Origin of the sequence: Roseovarius sp. EL26 (assembly GCF_900327775.1) — a bacterium.
Lineage (GTDB): Bacteria > Pseudomonadota > Alphaproteobacteria > Rhodobacterales > Rhodobacteraceae > Roseovarius.
The window spans coordinates 125,647-143,368 of sequence record NZ_OUMZ01000007.1 but is presented as its reverse complement, the minus strand read 5'-3'; the positions used below and the strand labels follow the sequence as shown (position 1 = coordinate 143,368).

Genomic DNA, 17,722 nt, shown 5'->3' with positions numbered 1-17,722 from the left:
GCCCCACCAAAAGCCTTGGTAAAGCTGGTGGGGGAAAGATTTATCGAATTCCCCTGACCCTGCCCTATCGAATCATGCGATTTTGGCGTGTGGGGTAAATTGTGCTATTGTATAAAGATTGGAGGTCCACGTTATGTGGCGTTTTGTTTTAATTACTTTCGCTTTTCTTGGGTGGCTATTTTACGAACTTAGCGGTGGTGCAGATTACAAACCCCGCACTCAGTCTATTCAGGCCCGCGACAACGTTGCTGATATTCGCCCGGTTGCAAGACCGGTTCAAGTCAGTGTTGTGCGCGTTTCAACCAAAGGGAATGTCCAGCATGAGCCGGTAACGCGTTCGCTGACGTCTTTGGCCAGTCTGGCCATTGCTGAAGGAGATCGATTTGAGATCACTTTGGCCAGTGCCAGCGGTGGTACAGATGCTATGGCATCGCAAGCGGCCGCGCATGTGATCGAAACTGTTCAGGTTCCGACCGTCGCCGCTGATCCGGTCAAGATCGTTGCTGTCACGGAAACTACTGACCCGGCGGTCACACTTGAACAGGTGGTTGATGTACGCATTGTAACCGGCAGCGTCGTGAATATGCGCAGCGGCCCAGGCACTGGGTACAATCGGATCGGAAAACTGGCCAAAGGAGCTGAGGTGACCGTATTGCGTGTTCCCGGTGATGGTTGGGTTAAACTGCGTGCCCACGATACTGGCCGGGTTGGTTGGATGTCAGCACGTTTGTTGTCTGCCGCCAGCGACTGAGCACAAAGAAGCGTCTGATTGGGGTTCAGCCCCCAAACCCTGGAGGTTATTCGGGGAATTATAAAAGCTTGGCAGTTTTCATGAATTGTTAACAATGCCGATTGCATTGCACAGTGGCGCGGGCCATAGCTTTGGCATGACACAGAAATCCATTCTCATCACCGGCTGTTCCTCGGGAATTGGCTATGACGCAGCCCATGGTTTACGCGCGCGCGGCTGGCGCGTTTTTGCTTCGTGCAGAAAAAAGCTCGACTGCCAGCGTTTGCACGACGAAGGGTTTGACAGCCCGTTGATTGACTATCAGGACGAGGCCACAATCACCTCGGGACTAAATGAAGTACTGGAAGCCACAGGCGGAACTTTGGATGCCGTATTCAACAACGGTGCCTTTGCCTGTCCCGGCGCGGTCGAAGATCTGCCAAGTGATGCGTTGCGCGATATCTTTCAGGCCAATTTCTTTGGTTGGCACGAATTGTCCCGTCAGGTCATCCCTGTGATGCGGGCGCAAGGACATGGCCGGATCGTACAATGCTCCTCGGTTCTGGGCTTTGTTACACTGCCGTGGCGCGGGGCGTATAACGCGACCAAGTTTGCTGTTGAGGGGCTGACGGATACGCTGCGGGTTGAAATGCGCGACACAGATATCAAAGTAGTTTTGATTGAACCTGGCCCGGTCACTTCGGATATACGCAAGAACGCCATTCCGCATTTTGAACGCTGGATTGATTGGGAAAACTCGCCACGTAAAGCACAATATGAGGTCGGATTGCGCAAGCGTCTGTACGGGCCTGCTGGCAAAGATGCGTTTGAATTGCCAGCTTCAGCGGTGACCAAAAAGTTGGCTCATGCGATCGAATCCCCCCGCCCCCGAGCGCGATACTACGTCACCACACCGACCTATATCATGGGCACGCTGCGCCGCCTGCTGCCAACAAAGGCACTGGATTGGGTACTAGCCAAGAGTTAGAAACCTTGGAATGTATCAGCAGCTAGAATGTAGACAGGTCTATTCGGCAATGTCCTCGGCCCACAGCGCTGGCTTTTCATCAATGAAGCGCTGCATAAGGGCGATGCAATCGGCATCGTCCGCTATGATCACCTCCACACCGTTGGCACGCAAAAAATCTTCGTTCCCACCGAAGGTCTTATTTTCCCCAATGACAACCCGAGGAATGCCAAACTGGATGATCGTTCCCGTGCACATCATGCAAGGGCTAAGCGATGTGTACAGCGTCGTGTCACGGTAAGTCTTTTGACGTCCAGCTTGACGCAACGCTTCCATTTCTCCGTGCGCAATCGGATCGCCTTTTTGCACCCGCTGATTACGCCCTTGGGAGATGATTTTGCCACCACGCACAAGAACTGATCCTATCGGGCACCCTCCTTCGTCAAAACCGGCTTTGGCCTCGTCATAAGCGGTGCGGAGAAAACGCAAGTCGTCAGCTGTCATGTGGTCGCGCCCTTCAAATGGAATCCTTGGGATTAAAGCGATGCATCAACACCTGAGGTCCTGATACCATCGCGTTGCAAACTGTTTAAATTATATCATCTGCGATTTCGTTCAACGTGGCAATTTTTCCAGTTCGCTTTTTGGGCCATGCCCGCTAGATGAGAGACAGACCTGCGTTGATAGGAGCTAACCATGCGCGATGATCCTTTATTCTTTCTGGTCATAGTGGCCTGCGGGGCAGTCGCCTGCATTTTGCTATTTGGCATCGGCACCTTTGGCAAAGGTGGCGAGTTCAATCGCAAATACGCCAACAAAATCATGCGTTGGAGAATCATTGCACAATTCATTGCCATCCTGTTGATATTGGCCTTCGTCTATTTGCGCCGACAGGGAGGATAACCGCGTGGTCGTTCTGAATAAAATTTACACTAAGACCGGCGACGCCGGTGAAACCGCACTGGGTAATGGAACCCGCGTAGCCAAGCATTCAGCCCGAGTGAATGCCTATGGCACGGTGGATGAGGTTAATTCGACTGTGGGTCTTGCACGGCTGCACGCATCAGGCGAAGTAGATGAGGCGTTGGCGCGCATTCAAAATGATCTGTTTGATCTGGGCGCAGACCTGTGCCGCCCCGACATGGCAAAAGATACAGAGGCGGAGTACGCCCCCCTACGCATCAACGACACACAGGTTGCGCGTCTCGAAACTGAAATCGATGTAATGAACGAAAATCTCGAACCTCTGCGTAGCTTTATCCTACCCGGCGGGTCGGCGCTGGCCGCGCATCTTCATTTGTGCCGGACGGTTTCGCGTCGCTCTGAACGGCTGGCTGTGGAGCTGGCAGGAGAGGAGAGTGTAAATCCTGCTGCTGTTAAGTATTTGAACCGCCTGAGTGACTGGTTTTTTGTCGCCAGCCGTATGGCCAATGATGGTGGCAAAAGTGATGTACTTTGGGTGCCTGGCGCCAACCGTTAAAACCGGTTTGACGTGCGGTTATATTCAAACACGACGCCATGAGACGTAAACGTGACGATTTTACACTGTTGTCCGGGAAAACGAATCTGTATCAAGCATCCGGAGAGCTTTGAACGGGAGTCGCTTTGCGGCTTCCAATGCATATGAGGAGACCATGCAAATGAAGGTGCTCGTGCCTGTCAAGCGCGTGATTGACTACAACGTGAAAGTTCGCGTGAAAGCGGATGGATCGGGTGTTGATCTTGCCAACGTTAAAATGTCGATGAACCCATTCGACGAGATCGCCGTCGAACAGGCCATCCGCCTGAAAGAGGCCGGAAAAGCTGAAGAGGTCATCGCGGTCTCCATCGGCGTGAAACAAAACCAAGAAACGCTGCGCACCGCGCTGGCGATGGGTGCAGACCGCGCCATTCTGGTTGTTGCGGCTGAAGATGTGCATACTGACATTGAGCCACTGGCTGTTGCCAAGATCCTGGCTAAAGTCGTTGAAGAAGAACAGCCAGGTATCGTTCTGGCCGGCAAACAAGCTATCGACAACGACATGAACGCAACCGGTCAGATGCTGTCCGCCCTGCTGGGTTGGTCACAAGGTACTTTTGCTTCAGGTCTGGACATCGATGGCGACAGTGCGGTTGTCACTCGTGAAGTTGACGGCGGCCTGCAGACCATCAAAGTCAGCATGCCAACCATTATCTCGGTTGACCTGCGTTTGAACGAGCCACGCTACGCGTCTTTGCCAAACATCATGAAAGCGAAGAAAAAGCCGCTGGACGAGAAAACCGCCGCCGATTACGGCGTCGACGTCACACCGCGTCTGGAAATTGTCAAAACCGACGAACCAGAAGCACGTAAAGCAGGCGAAATCGTTGGCTCGGTAGACGAGCTGGTCGCGAAACTCAAAGAAGCGGGGGCTGTATAATGGCTGTTCTTCTTCTCGCAGAAGTCACCGAAGGCGAACTGGCGTTCGACGCAACTGCAAAGGCTGTGACCGCAGCCAAGCAATTGGGTGACATCACAGTTCTAGCCGCTGGCGCATCTGCTGCCGCTGCTGGCGAAGCTGCTGCAAAAATCGACGGCGTATCAAAAGTACTGGTTGCCGAAGATGCATCACTGGGTCACCGCTTGGCCGAACCAACTGCCGCGCTGATCGTCAGCCTGGCCGACGGTTTTGAACATATCGTTGCCCCAGCTACAACAGATGCCAAAAACGTGCTGCCACGTGTTGCGGCCCTGTTGGACGTGATGGTTATTTCAGACGCGTCCGGCGTTGTTGACGCCAACACGTTTGAGCGCCCAATCTATGCTGGCAACGCGATCCAAACTGTGAAGTCTTCTGATGGCAAGAAAGTTGTGTCCTTCCGGACCGCAACCTTTGACGCCGCTGGTGAAGGCGGTTCAGCCGCTGTTGAAACCATCTCGGCTGTTGCCAACCCTGGCCTGTCTGAGTGGGTTGAAGACAAGGTTGCAACGTCTGATCGTCCAGAACTGACCTCAGCTGGTGTTGTTGTTTCCGGGGGCCGCGGTGTTGGTTCAGAGGAAGACTTCAAACTGATCGAAGGTCTGGCAGACAAGCTAGGCGCGGCTGTTGGTGCATCACGCGCCGCGGTCGATTCAGGCTTTGCACCGAACGACTGGCAAGTTGGCCAAACCGGTAAAGTTGTTGCGCCTGATCTGTACGTTGCGATCGGTATTTCTGGCGCGATCCAGCACTTGGCCGGTATGAAAGACTCTAAGGTCATCGTTGCGATCAACAAAGACGAAGAAGCCCCAATCTTCCAGGTTGCGGACTACGGTCTGGTTGCTGACCTGTTTGCCGCTGTTCCTGAGCTGACGGACAAACTGTAAGATAATGATCGGGTGAAATTCGCCCTATGCAAAAGAGAAAGGCCCGCCGATTGGCGGGCCTTTTTTGATTATGCAGTACTGAATCCGTTGTGGATGATTTCCACCTTGTTCCCGTCGGGGTCTCGCAGAAATGCCGTAAACACGGGCATCGGATAAGCATCGCGTGGGCCGGGTGCCCCTTCATCACGTGCTCCGTTTGCCAGCCCCGCAGCATGGGCGGCTTTCACAGCCTCCTCTGAGGGCGCGGCAAAGGCCACATGTGTGCCGTTACCGCCAGTGGCAATTTCTTCATTAAAAGGCTGGAGGATCAGAAATTCTATCCGATCCTGACCGTAGGCAACAAAGCCATCACCTCCTGCGATAGCCGAAATACCAACCTCGTTGAGGACCGCATCATAAAATAATTTTGCCCGTTCTATATTGCTAGCACCAAGGCTAAGGTGATCGACCAATGCCATTGCTTATCTCCTGAGTTTTGGCGGTTTGAAACGCCTAGCATATGAATACCGTCGTGCAGTCGCTTAACGGCACCCACTTAATGTACCGATCAGTACACCATGTCAATCTTTCAACACAGATCCTACATCACGAGTCGTTGATCGGATCAGAGATCAGGCCGGAAATCACCGTTTCCAATGCCTGCGCCACTTCAACGTGCGCGGCAGGTCCCATCAGTTCTGACGCAGCGGGGGCTTCGATCTGTGAGAATACCATGCCATTCTGCCCGGATTCTTGCGCCTTCACGCTGGGTTGAAATTCAACCAGTTCTTTCACCTCAGAACGCAAACCTTCGATCATTTCGCGAGACACAAACCCCGGTTCATCTGTGATTTGCAGGCTATCATCAGCCTCCTCTGGGCTGCGCATTGAAAACCATAGCAACACAACCGGGGACTCAATACGGCTCAGCAACAAGCGCATTCGAGGTAGCCATGCCTCCGTCAACTCGTCGACCACATCTTCGAATCTCTCAGGCGACAGCGATTTAAGGTGTCGCAACATATGCCGCACAAAATGAAAGTCGGTAAAATCCACCTCTGGATAAAGCTTATGCAGTTTTTTGGAGGCCCGAACAAAACGATCATTGCGGCGTGGATGCACGCGGTAAAACCTGTTCGACATATTTTGCGCGCAAGGCAGTTGCAAAATCGTCAGCTGCGCGTTCGAGGCATATTGCAAGATCGATGGTTCATTCAGATAAACATCTGCCCCCGCATTGGACCAACCAAAATTCACACATAGCCACCCGGTCTTTTGCTCTATCAAACTCGGAAACGGCTGCGAGATGAACTTACCATAGGTATCCGTTCCGCCAAGAAAGGCCAGATAGGGCGAAATCAGTTTGCGTCTGGGCCCCCGGAACAACAATTTCGCTCCAGGATACCGGCACGGATCATAATTCAAAGTCTCCAACTCGATCTTTTCATAGGACATTTTCCCAGCACCTTTATCAACCCGGTGACAAGGATCGGGGGAACTTGTTTCGAAACTGCTAATGTGAAAATTTAATGCGAATGACAGGCTTTTACAGCGCTTGCAGCCCCCACCCGACGAGGCCTATGGTAGCGGCGAACAGCAAGAGGTCAGGGTCATGGAAATTCGTACCGTCGGTATTGTCGGGGCCGGTCAGATGGGAAACGGCATTGCCCATGTCATGGCGCTGGCAGGTTATGACGTTTTGCTCAACGACATTAGCCAGGACATGCTGGACAAAGGTCTGGCAAAGATCCACTCCAATCTGGAACGGCAGGTCAGCCGTGACAAGATTAGTGCTGATGACATGAAGGCCACCATGGCCCGGATCACGCCAACAATCAGCCTGCAAGACCTAGGACAGACCGATCTGGTCATTGAATCGGCTACTGAGCGGGAAAGCGTCAAACAAGCGATCTTTGAAAAGCTGGTCCCGTACGTACAACCCCATACGATTTTGACCTCGAACACCTCGTCAATTTCGATCACTCGACTAGCCAGCGGAACGGATCGGCCAGAAAAGTTCATGGGTTTTCACTTCATGAACCCGGTGCCTATCATGCAACTGGTGGAATTAATCCGCGGCATTGCAACCGATCAGGAAACCTATCAGGCCTGCAGCGCCGTGGTGGAAAAGCTGGGCAAAACCGCTGCATCGTCTGAGGATTTTCCGGCTTTCATTGTGAACCGCATCCTGATGCCCATGATCAACGAAGCAGTCTATACGCTCTACGAAGGGGTCGGCAATGTGACCTCGATCGATGTATCAATGAAGCTGGGCACCAATCACCCGATGGGGCCACTGGAACTGGCCGATTTCATTGGGTTAGACACCTGTTTGGCAATCATGAATGTACTGCACGACGGGTTGGCTGACACCAAGTACCGCCCCTGTCCGCTGCTGACAAAATATGTCGAAGCCGGCTGGCTTGGCCGCAAAACCGGGCGGGGATTTTATGATTATCGCGGGGAAACGCCGGTGCCAACGCGTTGATGCACAAAGTTTTAGTTGATTTATTATCAAGTCCCGCAATCCGAAGGTGCCAGATGCTGCGAGGCAAAACTTGCCCTCCAATGACAACATTTCTGAGCTTGCTGCCATTGATTCAATGATTATGTTTGGCCCAGCACCCGCAAACGGCTAGCGCATTCAAGGCCATACTGACTTACAACCTTACACGATGAACTACTCAAACATTTGGCCCCACATCGAAAGCATTCTTGTTCAAGCTAGCAATGGAATCTTGGCAAGGTTTTCGTGAAAATCAATGAAACGGTATGGTAATCCAGAAGCAATCGTTACCGGCCACCTTAAATCATGCGTCGCTGCAGTGAAAGTCATCGACAACTCTCAACGGCAGGTGACTGGACGTTGATAGAACGATCGGGCTGAGAGTTCGCACCTGCCGTTTCGACGTCGCGAGCGGGCTATGCTGCGTTTTAAGGGTTGGGACAATTGCGACCACTCGGCCCGTGCGGTGCATATGATGAATTTCTCCTCGACGCTACCACCCAAAACTCGCCAATATACTTCCAGCACCGCAGCGAAGGCGCAAAGCCTGATTAGAAAGGCGCTCGCCCTGTGTTCAAAACACTACTTCCTGCGTCAGAAATACGTTGTTTTTCAAGAGAACCGACGAGAACCGGTCGTTTGCAGCGGATGCGAACCGCATAACTAATGATCTCAAATTGAGACACTCAAATTTGCTTTTGACTTAGTATACGCGTGAAGATCGCCTACTGATACTTAATCCCCATCGTCTCGATAAGAAATCATGGTGAAACCTAGAGATTTCGTGACTAGGTTACTAACTCACCTGCCAGGAGAATACCAAATTGGTGATCCCCAGGCGCGCTCTTGTATAGTGGCAGGCACATCCTCCAATAGCGGCAATCCCGATCTTACCGCATCATAGGTCGACCAGCGGGGTGTCGGAATTTCAAGCGCACGTGCGTAATAATAAGCCCCTTCTTGTGAGTCGAACTCTGCATCTGTCCAAGATCCAATCAGTGTCGAAGCACCAATGTCATTCGTATATTTTGCCGTCTCCAGATCTACTGTATTTCCGACCGGAGCAAGTTTACCGGTGTCCAAATTAACCTCACGATCACCTGACCAAACGACGTCGACGATTTTCTCATTTGTGTCGCCAAATTTATCAACCCATCCTTTGATGATTTGAATGCGATCCAAGTTGGCCCCTATAGGGTCTTTCTCCGCATAGACCGTAAACGTCGGCTGCATGACAGCCGACTCTAATGTGCCGCCCATATGTGTCCCAGTCAAATATCCTTCTTGAGCCATTTTTATCGGATCTTCTGGGTCGCTCAATCCGTTCCCACCAAACATACGCAATTTGATGCGCGGTCCAGATGTTGCATAGGTTTCGCGTCTTTTCATGGCATCCCAGATGGCTGCACGAGTATTTTCAGTTGCCCAGACGGCCGCAAGCGACCCTATGGATAAATCCTTGCCATCAATCCAGCCAAGAACATCCCCGGTTCTGCGCCTTTCGACTGAACCATCTTCGGGGCCATGCGCACCTATGAATTGGTCCTCAGCAACAGCTGACATGAGGCCATTGTGATTGTCCGTGCCCCCAATGAAGCCATATTTAAACGGGTTAGCACCGAGTTCAAATTCACGACCCAAACCTTCGGTCAAACCACCTCTGACGAAATCTTTTTTGTGGAAAATACGGCCCGAGTTTTTTTGAATTGAATCTGCGTTTTCAAAATCTGCGAACTCATCAGCCGCCCAGAATTTACGATGAACCTCTGATCCACCTTTGACCTGCAGCATTTCAATTAAGGGTTCGAAGTGTGCTCGAGTACGTGCGTAGTCTAATGTCAGGGGGCCTCCATCACTTGTTGTATTGGGAAACATTCGTCCCTTGGACGCATTGGAATTATGTGGGATCGCAAGGAGGTGGCGCCCTTCGGCTTCTTGTTCGCGCATCCATTCCCAAAGTCCCTCTTCGGAATTCACATCGATGTAGCTCACAACTGATTTTGGCACATTCTCATCTCGGAAAATGATGTTTCGGTGAAGGTTCGCTCCATTTGGCGCTCCGGACCATTCAAAGGCGACGAAGGATGTGAATTCCCCTGGCTTATTCGCATCCTCTGCCGCTTGGACAATGATGTCCCATGCACTTTGTGCTGTGCCTGGGCCTGCGTAGAATGGTGGATGTTGTGGCGTGGTTGAGCGGTTAGATGAGATTACATATTTGAAAAACCAATTCTGCCGATCTTCGATATCTGTCATCTCGCGAAGCTCAACCAGATCATCATCGTCGTAACCCGGAGCGTCCTGGAACATAGTCGAGTACATTTCGCCAATGTACTCTGCATGATCGGTGACTGCCGCAAAGTCTAGTGGGCGCTTGTGCTGCATTACTGTCCCGTCGGGCATGGTCACGGGTTTACCCTGGGCAAAATCAAGGGCATCTGACGGCATTAGGCGCGCGCCGCCGATGTAAGCATCCAATGAAAATGCAGTATGCATATGGGTTTCACCAAAATAGGCGTTCCGGAGTGGATTCGGTTCCGCAGCGGCCGCCGTTGCTAGCAATGAAATGCAAATCGAATTCAGAAAGTGTTTCATACCGTTAGCCTTTCGGGGAATACCAAATAGGAGAAGTATAGGCGCGTTCCTGAGTGATCAATTTGACGTCAGCGGGCATATCAACTCCAAAACGCACTGCGTCATAAGCAGGCCAACGTGGTGTTGGGATTTCTATGACGCGAGCATAATAAAAAGCGTGCTGAGACGCTTCCCAATCAGGGTCTGTCCAAACCGTTCCGAGTTCAGCAGCGCCAATATCATTGGTCCAACTTGGGATGGAAAGGTCCACAGTACTACCGACCGGAGGCAGTTTGTTATCGTCACCCGGTTGACGATCACCAGCCCAGATCACGTCATGAATTTTTTCATGGGTGTCGCCTTCCTCATCGACCCATCCTTTAATGATTTGGATGCGGTCCAGATTTGCGCCGATGGGATCGCGTAGCGCATATACAAGAAATGATGGCGCATCACGACCGGCCAGATCACCCCCCATTGGCACGCCCTTGGAATAACCGATCCTCGCCAAATCCCGATGTTTGATATCATCTGAAACGAAAGCCCCGCCAAAGAATCGAACTGTTATTCGTGGGCCCGTCGTCGCGTAAACCTCGCGTCGCTCCATTGCGTCAAAGATACCAGCACGAGTGTTTTCGGTGGCCCACACTGCAGTTGGCCCGGGCGTCGCATATTGCCAGCCTTTATAACTAATACCAAGATCTTGGTTGCCTTTTGCCACTGTTGTCGCGCGAACCTCTGAGGGCTCCATCCAAGTAAAAGCACCAAAAAAGTTGTCATCAAGTTGGGTGGTTAGTCCCGTATGTATATCCGAACCACCAACAAAACCCAATTTGAAAGGGTTAACGCCATCTGACTGTTCGAATGCCAACCCATTCTTGAGCGTATTGCGAACCATTTCGGTGGCAATCATGTCGGCTGTCTTTGCCTCGGATAGGTCAAGGTTTGCCCAATCCCATCGCTCGTAATCCGCGAATTCATCAGTAGGTGACAGAACAGGGTGAGTTTCGCTATCACCCTTTGTTTGGCCAATCTCGACCAGTCTTTCCCATTGCTGCCGCGTTTTTAGGTATTCGCGGTCAAATGGGGCATTTCCATTCAAGGTATCGTTCAATGCGAACATTATGCCATTCGAAAGGTTGGGGTTGTGAGGGATGGCAAGAACATCTCCGCCTGTTTTATCTTCGTATCCTTGCATCCATTTCCAAAGGTCCCGCGGATCCGGGCTGCCCTTGGGTGGGGCCATCAGGAATGGCACGACTTGTAACGCACGCTCAGGGCCATCGCGGAAGATCACGTTGCGGTGTAGGTTGTTACCAGCCATCAGAGACGTCCATTCATACGCGATCATGGCCGTAAAGATATGCGGATCATTGAATTCTTCTGCGGCTTGCACCAAATCACGCCAAGTATTGTCGTAACCTGGCGTGCCGGGTTGATAGAGTAAGGCTTCGCTTATGGTCCCTTGGCTAAACTGCGCGATTAATTCGATACTCGCTTGTTTAGCGTCGTCACCACCTTTGGCAAAAGCATCGTGAAACTGCTTGCCCTGCGGGTCGGCCATTATGTTAGGCGCACCCTTCTTGATGTCGGTGATGACACCCATACCATCGGTGTGCTCGGTCAACATGTAAAAATCGAATGGCCGATCAAGCTTTACAGGCTGGCCTGTATTTGACGTCATTTGCTCACCTCGAGCAAAACGATACATATCGCGGGGCATCAGGTTGGTTCCGCCCCCCCCCGCATCGGCCGATAAAGCGGAATGAACGTGCGTATCCCCAAACAATACTTTGGTTGGAAAACCTCGGTTAGCATAGGGTGAGTATGGCAATCCTTTTAAATCGCCCGATGCATTGTCAACGGAGGCGGAATCTTGCGCCATAGCTGGCGAAAGATTACTGAGTAGGAAGGCCAATCCTGCCAGAAGTTGCCTGTTCATAACACTTTCCTTTCTTAAGCACGTGACGCGCGCTTTGGACCAAGTTTACGTACGGTCGCGATCAATTAGCTTAGGTTTTCGGCAAAAGAATTTTTGCCGTTAGCCCAATTGTTTCCTCCGGGCCGGTTCCGGAATCATAAAAGTTGTATTCGTAGTTGAACTGCCACTGCACTGGCACATGACTAATCGGGGTTAGCTTCGATATCTTCATTCCGACAGGAATGCTGGTGAATTCAGATTGATCCCAGTCATAGACATAGGTCATGTCAGATGTGCCTACCGACCAGCCGCTTTTTAAACTGTAGCTCATAATGGGCTGAAAAGTTGAAAGGTTTACATCTGGACGATCATCATCTCCAGTAAACGAAAAGATGTTTTGGTTGAACAAGCCAGCCAACCCCCAAGAGGGGCGAGCTACAAACCCCATTGCGGGACCGGCCCCCCATTTTTCCGCACTCACACCTGAAGATCCAGTGGGTAAAAGCGCAACGGCGCCAACGCCAATACGCCCCCAACTTTTATCAAAGGCAATTAGGTCAAACAGCGTCGCATCCCCTATCCCTGTTGACCCATTACTGTTTTGCGAAACATAGGGAAGCGTGAGACGCGCGATATGGTTTAAGTTACCTGTTTTGAACGGAACGGCGGCCCGAAATTGAACAATATTTTGAGATCCGCCCGAACTATACCTATTCGGAGTGTAGAAATTCTGAAGTTGAAATGACATGAGCGATGCGGTGGGATCGCTTGCTTTGCTGGCAAGAGACTGACCGGTTTCTTGTGCCGTAACGAAGTTCGCCAACACGCATATCGCGAAAGTCGAACCAGCAATCTTCATCAAAATACGAGTCCAATTGTCATCCAGAACTTTTCACTTTCAAAGCGCCGCTTAGCCCCAAATTCAGAGATATACTTTGTCTTGATCGACACAGGTGTTTTTCCAATGGCTGTCGAATAACTCAGGATTGGTCCAAGGCCATAGACCTCTGCTTCCAAACTACTTGCCCCCAAAAGTCGCTGGGTGTTCACAGCACCTGAACCACTATCATTCCCAATTTGGTGATAGGCGTACCCGGTAAGACCAAGCGCCAGTTTGTTTGGAAAATGACGCAGTATAGTCGCTTCCAGATGTGCCTCCGGCGCTGTCTGATAGTTGGTGGTGTCATTCTCGGCACTGAATGTCATGCCAAATGCTCCAGAATACTCCCAGCCGGTTGACGGATCAAACCATGTCATTGCTAATGTGGGATCAAATGCAAACCGGTTCTTACCCGCGTTGAGGGCATCAATGGTGCGGTTTCCAACATTGACTTGCGTCGACTGATAATGACCTGTCGGGAGAAAGAACTGCAATGCCAATGTCGTGTGAAGTTTTTTGTTTGACCAGTTGAACAAAGGCGTCACAACAAAGTCTCCGAATTCATGTTCCCCCGTATCGGTCAAGGTACCGCCAAATCCCGAAGACAGTTCTCCGGTATAATTTCCATCCGCTGATACGTAAGGTAGGTTTATATTGAGACCCAACCTCGTGTTGCCGAGTTGCGCATCAAAGACATGCGTGTAGTTCAATTTGTAAGTGAAGACATCAATATCCGGATCGGTCACAACAATGCCGCCAGCTGATAAACTTGGTGCTGTTCCGCTAAAGAAAACAAAATCGTTGTTAAGATAATCTCCGGAAGGTGGCAAAACGCCTGCCATACTATCTCTGCTACCCAGTAAATAGGTTTCAATGCCACCCTCTACCGCTTCGGCAGGCGAAGCGAAGAGTGAGAGGAATGTGGCAAAGATAGCCGCGATTAAGCGCATTGATTTAATCAATTTAATGTGCCTCTACCTGTGGTATAAAAGGATATTTGAAACGGTAACTCAATAATGTGTATCAAAATATCTAATTTTGGATATTTTGGGAAATAAACGTGCATTTTCTGGAGATGGGATAGTTGAAACTTGGAAGACTCACGATGGCTGCAAGCCTTGGACACTTCAACTGCTCAACGCATTCTTAAAGAAGTAACTAAAATCGAATTCGAAAGATCTCAAAACATCTATGCTATTGGAGATCAGAACAGAGAGCTTTATGGCCTCATCAAAGGTGTCGTAGGCGTACAAATCGACCACAGCGAAGCAGGCCTCGCACTCGGTCATATATTCGGCCCTGGTGATTGGTTTGGTGAAGCTGCTGTCATTACTGGCACAGCAAGACTTATTGGCACGATTGCACTCACGGATTGTGAGCTGTTCAGAATCACGGAAACCGGACTTCATTCCATTTTGAGAGAGCTCCCAGATTTTTGGAGGGCCTTGGGCGTCTTGTCTGCTTTAAATGGAGCGTTGGCCATTCAAGTTTCTCGTGACTTGTTGATCGCGAATACTAGGGAAAGATGCCTCACTATACTAAAACGCCTAGCAAATTCTTCTGGTCGACCCAGAGCTATTCCTCTCACGCAGGAACAATTAGCAGAAGCCTGTCGAGTATCTCGCAGCGGCTTTGCGAAATTGCTTTCAGAGCTTGAGGAAGAGGGATACGTGCGCCGAAAATACGGGCACGTAGCACTCGTTCAGAATAATAAAGATGATCAGGCTAAACATTAATGTCATCGATTTCCAATTTCTGATTTGGCAATTTTAATCGAAATTTGAACCTGCGAGTTGAAATCCCCCTGCCTGTATTAGCTCTCTGAAACACGACGCTAATTGTATCAGCCAATTGCTGCGTTGAGGGTATATTTCACCCAAGCATGAAGGATTAAGATGACAGCACTGGAAGTGTCTTAGACAGCGCTTACAAACAAACTGCGCGATGCTTTTGATGATACACCTGTTCTCATGCATCCAAGTCTCGCAGACTGCTAACAAGCGCAGGTAGAAAATCTGGCCATTGCGCTGAACGATACAGGTGCGAAAGCGGAAGCAACGACGATCATTTGGTGCCTGTTCACAGAGATACACCTGATCCCGCAGGACGGTGCACTTACAATTGAACTGGTCGGGGAATTGGCCGGTTTACTGGTATTGGAAGAGGTCAAAAACAAACAAGGCCTCCCGAAGGAGGCCTGTTCGACTAAATTGGTTGCGGGAGTAGGATTTGAACCTACGACCTTCAGGTTATGAGCCTGACGAGCTACCGGGCTGCTCCATCCCGCGCCAATTCAGGTGGCCTATGTAGCTCTGTCGTTTTAGAACTGCAATGCCAAAATGACATCTTTTTTGTAAAAATTTTCATTCCTGTACTTGGCAGTTTCCGGGTTTGTTTTTTTCGAAAAATCACCCCTAATTTCAAAGAACTTCCGCGGCTGTATGATGATGCCTTGCATCAACGAAGTACAAAATCCAGTTAACCTGCTCCAAAGTCTTTCCATCTTTTTCCATAAAATTAATTTACAAAAAGGCGCGCTTTCGACAAAAAAACCTTATGAAAATCACACTCCGCCATCTGACTTATTTTGACGCACTGTGTCAGCATGGCCATTTTGGCCTTGCTGCGGATGCCATGCATGTTTCGCAGCCCGCGCTGTCCGTCGCAATTAAAGAGCTTGAGGACATTATTGGCACAGATCTGATAGATCGAAGCCAACGCCCCTTCCTACCGACATCACATGGGCGAGAGGTCCTATTAACTGCTAAGCGCGTTTTGGCAGAACTTGACGCCCTTGAACGGGCCACAGGATTGCAGCGCGGCATTGAGGGACCGTTTGATCTTGGCGTCATTCCGACAGTTGCCCCATATTTGCTACCAATAGCGTTGGAACTGCTACAAGAACGGCTTCCAAAACTGGAAATACGCATTCGCGAGGCACAGACAGAAGTCTTACTGACCGAACTGGAAGCCAACCAACTGGACGCATGTGTTCTGGCAACGCACTCTCCTGACCCAAACCATAGGGAACACATCCTGTTTCGGGACCATTTTGTGTTGGCCTTGAGAAGTGAGCAGGCGAACGCGCTTGGCTTGGTAGATGGTAAGATCGAGCTGACAGATATGGCTCCGCTGAAGTTGTTGCTGTTATCCGAAGGGCATTGCCTGAGAGAACAGGCGCAGGACCTTTGTCGGTTCGCCACGCAGGAAGTATTGAATCAGATTGGATCAAGCTCACTGCAGACATTGGCGGGGCTGGCAACCAGCGGCTATGGGGCGACCTTACTGCCCGAGATCGCCCTTGATCAATCACTTCTATCAGGACCATTAGCCATCTTACGGCTTGCAGAGCCCGAACCCGACCGGGTCATTTCTCTGGTCAGCAAGCGCCATAATACGGCTGCGCTGGATTTGTCGGCCTTGTCCGGTGTGTTGGCAGACTCCGGGGCGCTTTGCATTTCCAAAACTCGCAAATCGCTAGCTATTCGTAGACGTCGAACAGCCGACCTGATCTGACGTTTAGCCATACTGGACCAGTGTCGATGCGATAAATCGAAAATCAGCGCCTGTTTGCATCGCAGGTCTTGAACGCCATCGTCCCCCATCCCAAGTATTCATTATCCGGTGCCGCCTAGCGGGTCGGATTACCCCGCCTGTCCCAGAAGGGAAGGCTCACATTTGGTATCGCTTTGCGAAAGGATAACCCATGCGTAATTTTGATCTTGCACCCTTGTACCGTGCCACTGTTGGTTTCGACCAGATCGCTGATATGATGGACCGCGTTTTGACCAAAGATCTGAATCAGCCCAGCTACCCCCCCTATAACATCGAAAAAACCGCCGATGATGCTTATCGCATTTCAATCGCTGTGGCCGGTTTCACCGATGCTGACTTGACTGTTGATGTCAAAGAAAGCGCATTGGTTGTCGCTGCCCGTAAGGTCGAAGACGATAGCGAGAAATCTTATCTGCATCGCGGTATTGCCACCCGCGCGTTCGAGCGCAAGTTCCAGCTTGCTGATCACGTCCGCGTCACCGGTGCCAGCCACGCCGACGGCATGCTGCACATCGATCTCGTGCGCGAAATCCCTGAAGCTCTGAAGCCACGCCGGATCGAGATCCAAAGCGGCGGCGTCACCGAAAAAGATGTCGTCGACGCCAAAGCGGTCAACTAATCCCAACTTCGCAGCAACAGGCGTCCCGGATCATGCTGGGGCGCCCTATTTCACACCGTTTGGTTAACGCACCTAGCGTGAACTCTCCATCACCAGTAGCAAAGTGGCTGTGTCCGAGGTCGCCTCATAAGAATGCGGTACATTCGACGGGTAGCGATAATAATCACCTGTCGCCAAGTCCTCGGAATGGCCAACCGGTCCAACTCGCACAGATCCATCACAAACAATCACATGTTCCACCGTGCCTGCCGGGTGCGGTTCAGCCATACGAGCAGAGCCCTTTGTCAGGTTGACCCGGTACAGGTCCCGGCGATTTGTCGGGGCGCATTTCGCCAGTAAAACCGCTGAAAATGCAGAATGATCAGACGACAGCCGCTCCCCTTCCCCCGCCCGGATCAACTGGCTGTGCGGAATGGTGTTTTCAAACAAGAAGCTAAATGGCACATCGAGCGCCGCAGCAATCGCCCACAGGGTTTCGATACTCGGATTGCCATTGCCCGCCTCCAGCTGGGAGATGGTCGACTTGGCTAAACCGGCCTTAACCGCCAGTGCCGACAGGCTGATCCCGGCGCGCTCTCGCTCTCGGGATATTGCGCTGGCAATCAGATCATTTGGGGTCATGGTCACTCCACACACCTGCGTTCGATATTTCAATTAATCGTTCGA

General features: G+C 51.0%; 18 protein-coding genes and 1 tRNA gene. 10 read left to right on the top strand and 9 right to left on the bottom strand.

The genetic code is table 11. The features are described from left to right. Window positions 1–133: 133 nt before the first annotated feature. On the top strand, window positions 134–751 hold the full coding sequence (locus tag D9A02_RS08500) for an SH3 domain-containing protein (protein WP_120500571.1): 618 nt from the start codon (window positions 134–136) through the stop codon (window positions 749–751). A 136-nt stretch (window positions 752–887) separates the two neighbouring features. Beyond that, window positions 888–1,718, top strand: a complete 831-nt coding sequence (locus D9A02_RS08495; RefSeq protein ID WP_120502450.1) for an SDR family NAD(P)-dependent oxidoreductase — start codon at window positions 888–890, stop codon at window positions 1,716–1,718. 39 nt (window positions 1,719–1,757) lie between these two features. Here D9A02_RS08495 and D9A02_RS08490 read toward each other — a convergent pair whose 3' ends face one another. After that, window positions 1,758–2,201 carry a nucleoside deaminase gene (locus tag D9A02_RS08490; protein WP_120500570.1) on the bottom strand — a complete coding sequence of 148 codons (444 nt, stop codon included), beginning with the start codon at window positions 2,199–2,201 and terminating at the stop codon, window positions 1,758–1,760. Between the two features lie 192 nt (window positions 2,202–2,393). Here D9A02_RS08490 and D9A02_RS08485 point away from each other — a divergent pair, with 192 nt between their 5' ends. The 4 genes from D9A02_RS08485 (at window position 2,394) to D9A02_RS08470 (ending at window position 5,022) form a co-directional block, all read left to right on the top strand. Beyond that, entirely contained in the window at window positions 2,394–2,600 is a 207-nt protein-coding gene (locus tag D9A02_RS08485; protein ID WP_120500569.1) for a twin transmembrane helix small protein, read from the top strand. 4 nt (window positions 2,601–2,604) lie between these two features. Then, window positions 2,605–3,177 (top strand): cob(I)yrinic acid a,c-diamide adenosyltransferase, encoded by a 573-nt coding sequence (locus D9A02_RS08480; RefSeq protein WP_120500568.1) that lies wholly within the window; start codon window positions 2,605–2,607, stop codon window positions 3,175–3,177. A gap of 160 nt (window positions 3,178–3,337) precedes the next feature. Continuing rightward, the gene (locus D9A02_RS08475) at window positions 3,338–4,096 is read left to right on the top strand and encodes an electron transfer flavoprotein subunit beta/FixA family protein (protein WP_120502449.1); all 759 of its coding nucleotides are present in this window, start codon (window positions 3,338–3,340) and stop codon (window positions 4,094–4,096) included. Next, entirely contained in the window at window positions 4,096–5,022 is a 927-nt protein-coding gene (locus tag D9A02_RS08470; RefSeq protein ID WP_120500567.1) for an electron transfer flavoprotein subunit alpha/FixB family protein, read from the top strand. The genes D9A02_RS08475 and D9A02_RS08470 overlap by 1 nt, the downstream gene beginning before the upstream one ends. A gap of 68 nt (window positions 5,023–5,090) precedes the next feature. On the opposite strand, the gene D9A02_RS08465 is transcribed toward D9A02_RS08470, so the two are convergent. Beyond that, the gene (locus D9A02_RS08465; RefSeq protein WP_216824955.1) at window positions 5,091–5,480 is read right to left on the bottom strand and encodes a VOC family protein; all 390 of its coding nucleotides are present in this window, start codon (window positions 5,478–5,480) and stop codon (window positions 5,091–5,093) included. Window positions 5,481–5,607: 127 nt separating this feature from the next. Continuing rightward, a complete protein-coding gene (locus D9A02_RS08460; protein ID WP_120500566.1) occupies window positions 5,608–6,456 on the bottom strand; it encodes a DUF6473 family protein in 849 nt (282 codons plus the stop codon). Between the two features lie 157 nt (window positions 6,457–6,613). Here D9A02_RS08460 and D9A02_RS08455 point away from each other — a divergent pair, with 157 nt between their 5' ends. Then, entirely contained in the window at window positions 6,614–7,489 is an 876-nt protein-coding gene (locus tag D9A02_RS08455) for a 3-hydroxybutyryl-CoA dehydrogenase (RefSeq protein ID WP_120502447.1), read from the top strand. Window positions 7,490–8,308: 819 nt separating this feature from the next. Here D9A02_RS08455 and D9A02_RS08450 read toward each other — a convergent pair. The 4 genes from D9A02_RS08450 to D9A02_RS08435 form a co-directional block, all read right to left on the bottom strand. Continuing rightward, window positions 8,309–10,102 (bottom strand): DUF3604 domain-containing protein, encoded by a 1,794-nt coding sequence (locus D9A02_RS08450; RefSeq protein ID WP_120500565.1) that lies wholly within the window; start codon window positions 10,100–10,102, stop codon window positions 8,309–8,311. Window positions 10,103–10,106: 4 nt separating this feature from the next. Further along, entirely contained in the window at window positions 10,107–12,023 is a 1,917-nt protein-coding gene (locus D9A02_RS08445) for a DUF3604 domain-containing protein (RefSeq protein ID WP_120500564.1), read from the bottom strand. Between the two features lie 70 nt (window positions 12,024–12,093). Continuing rightward, a complete protein-coding gene (locus D9A02_RS08440) occupies window positions 12,094–12,861 on the bottom strand; it encodes a hypothetical protein (RefSeq protein ID WP_120500563.1) in 768 nt (255 codons plus the stop codon). Then, window positions 12,861–13,832, bottom strand: coding sequence for a transporter (locus D9A02_RS08435; protein WP_120500562.1), 972 nt, complete (start codon window positions 13,830–13,832; stop codon window positions 12,861–12,863). Before D9A02_RS08435 ends, D9A02_RS08440 begins: the two co-directional genes overlap by 1 nt. A gap of 141 nt (window positions 13,833–13,973) precedes the next feature. Here D9A02_RS08435 and D9A02_RS08430 point away from each other — a divergent pair, with 141 nt between their 5' ends. After that, window positions 13,974–14,618, top strand: a complete 645-nt coding sequence (locus tag D9A02_RS08430; RefSeq protein WP_120500561.1) for a Crp/Fnr family transcriptional regulator — start codon at window positions 13,974–13,976, stop codon at window positions 14,616–14,618. 475 nt (window positions 14,619–15,093) lie between these two features. Here D9A02_RS08430 and D9A02_RS08425 read toward each other — a convergent pair. Then, a tRNA-Met gene (locus D9A02_RS08425) sits at window positions 15,094–15,170 on the bottom strand. A 268-nt stretch (window positions 15,171–15,438) separates the two neighbouring features. Between D9A02_RS08425 and D9A02_RS08420 the strand changes: the two genes are divergently transcribed. Both D9A02_RS08420 and D9A02_RS08415 read left to right on the top strand, forming a co-directional pair. Beyond that, window positions 15,439–16,398, top strand: a complete 960-nt coding sequence (locus D9A02_RS08420) for a hydrogen peroxide-inducible genes activator (protein WP_120500560.1) — start codon at window positions 15,439–15,441, stop codon at window positions 16,396–16,398. 190 nt (window positions 16,399–16,588) lie between these two features. Next, window positions 16,589–17,056: an Hsp20 family protein gene (locus tag D9A02_RS08415; protein WP_120500559.1), complete on the top strand. Its 468-nt coding sequence runs from the start codon at window positions 16,589–16,591 to the stop codon at window positions 17,054–17,056. Window positions 17,057–17,128: 72 nt separating this feature from the next. Here the strand turns inward: D9A02_RS08415 and D9A02_RS08410 are convergent, their stop codons facing one another. Further along, a complete protein-coding gene (locus tag D9A02_RS08410) occupies window positions 17,129–17,677 on the bottom strand; it encodes a helix-turn-helix domain-containing protein (protein WP_120500558.1) in 549 nt (182 codons plus the stop codon). Between the last annotated feature and the right edge of the window lie 45 nt (window positions 17,678–17,722).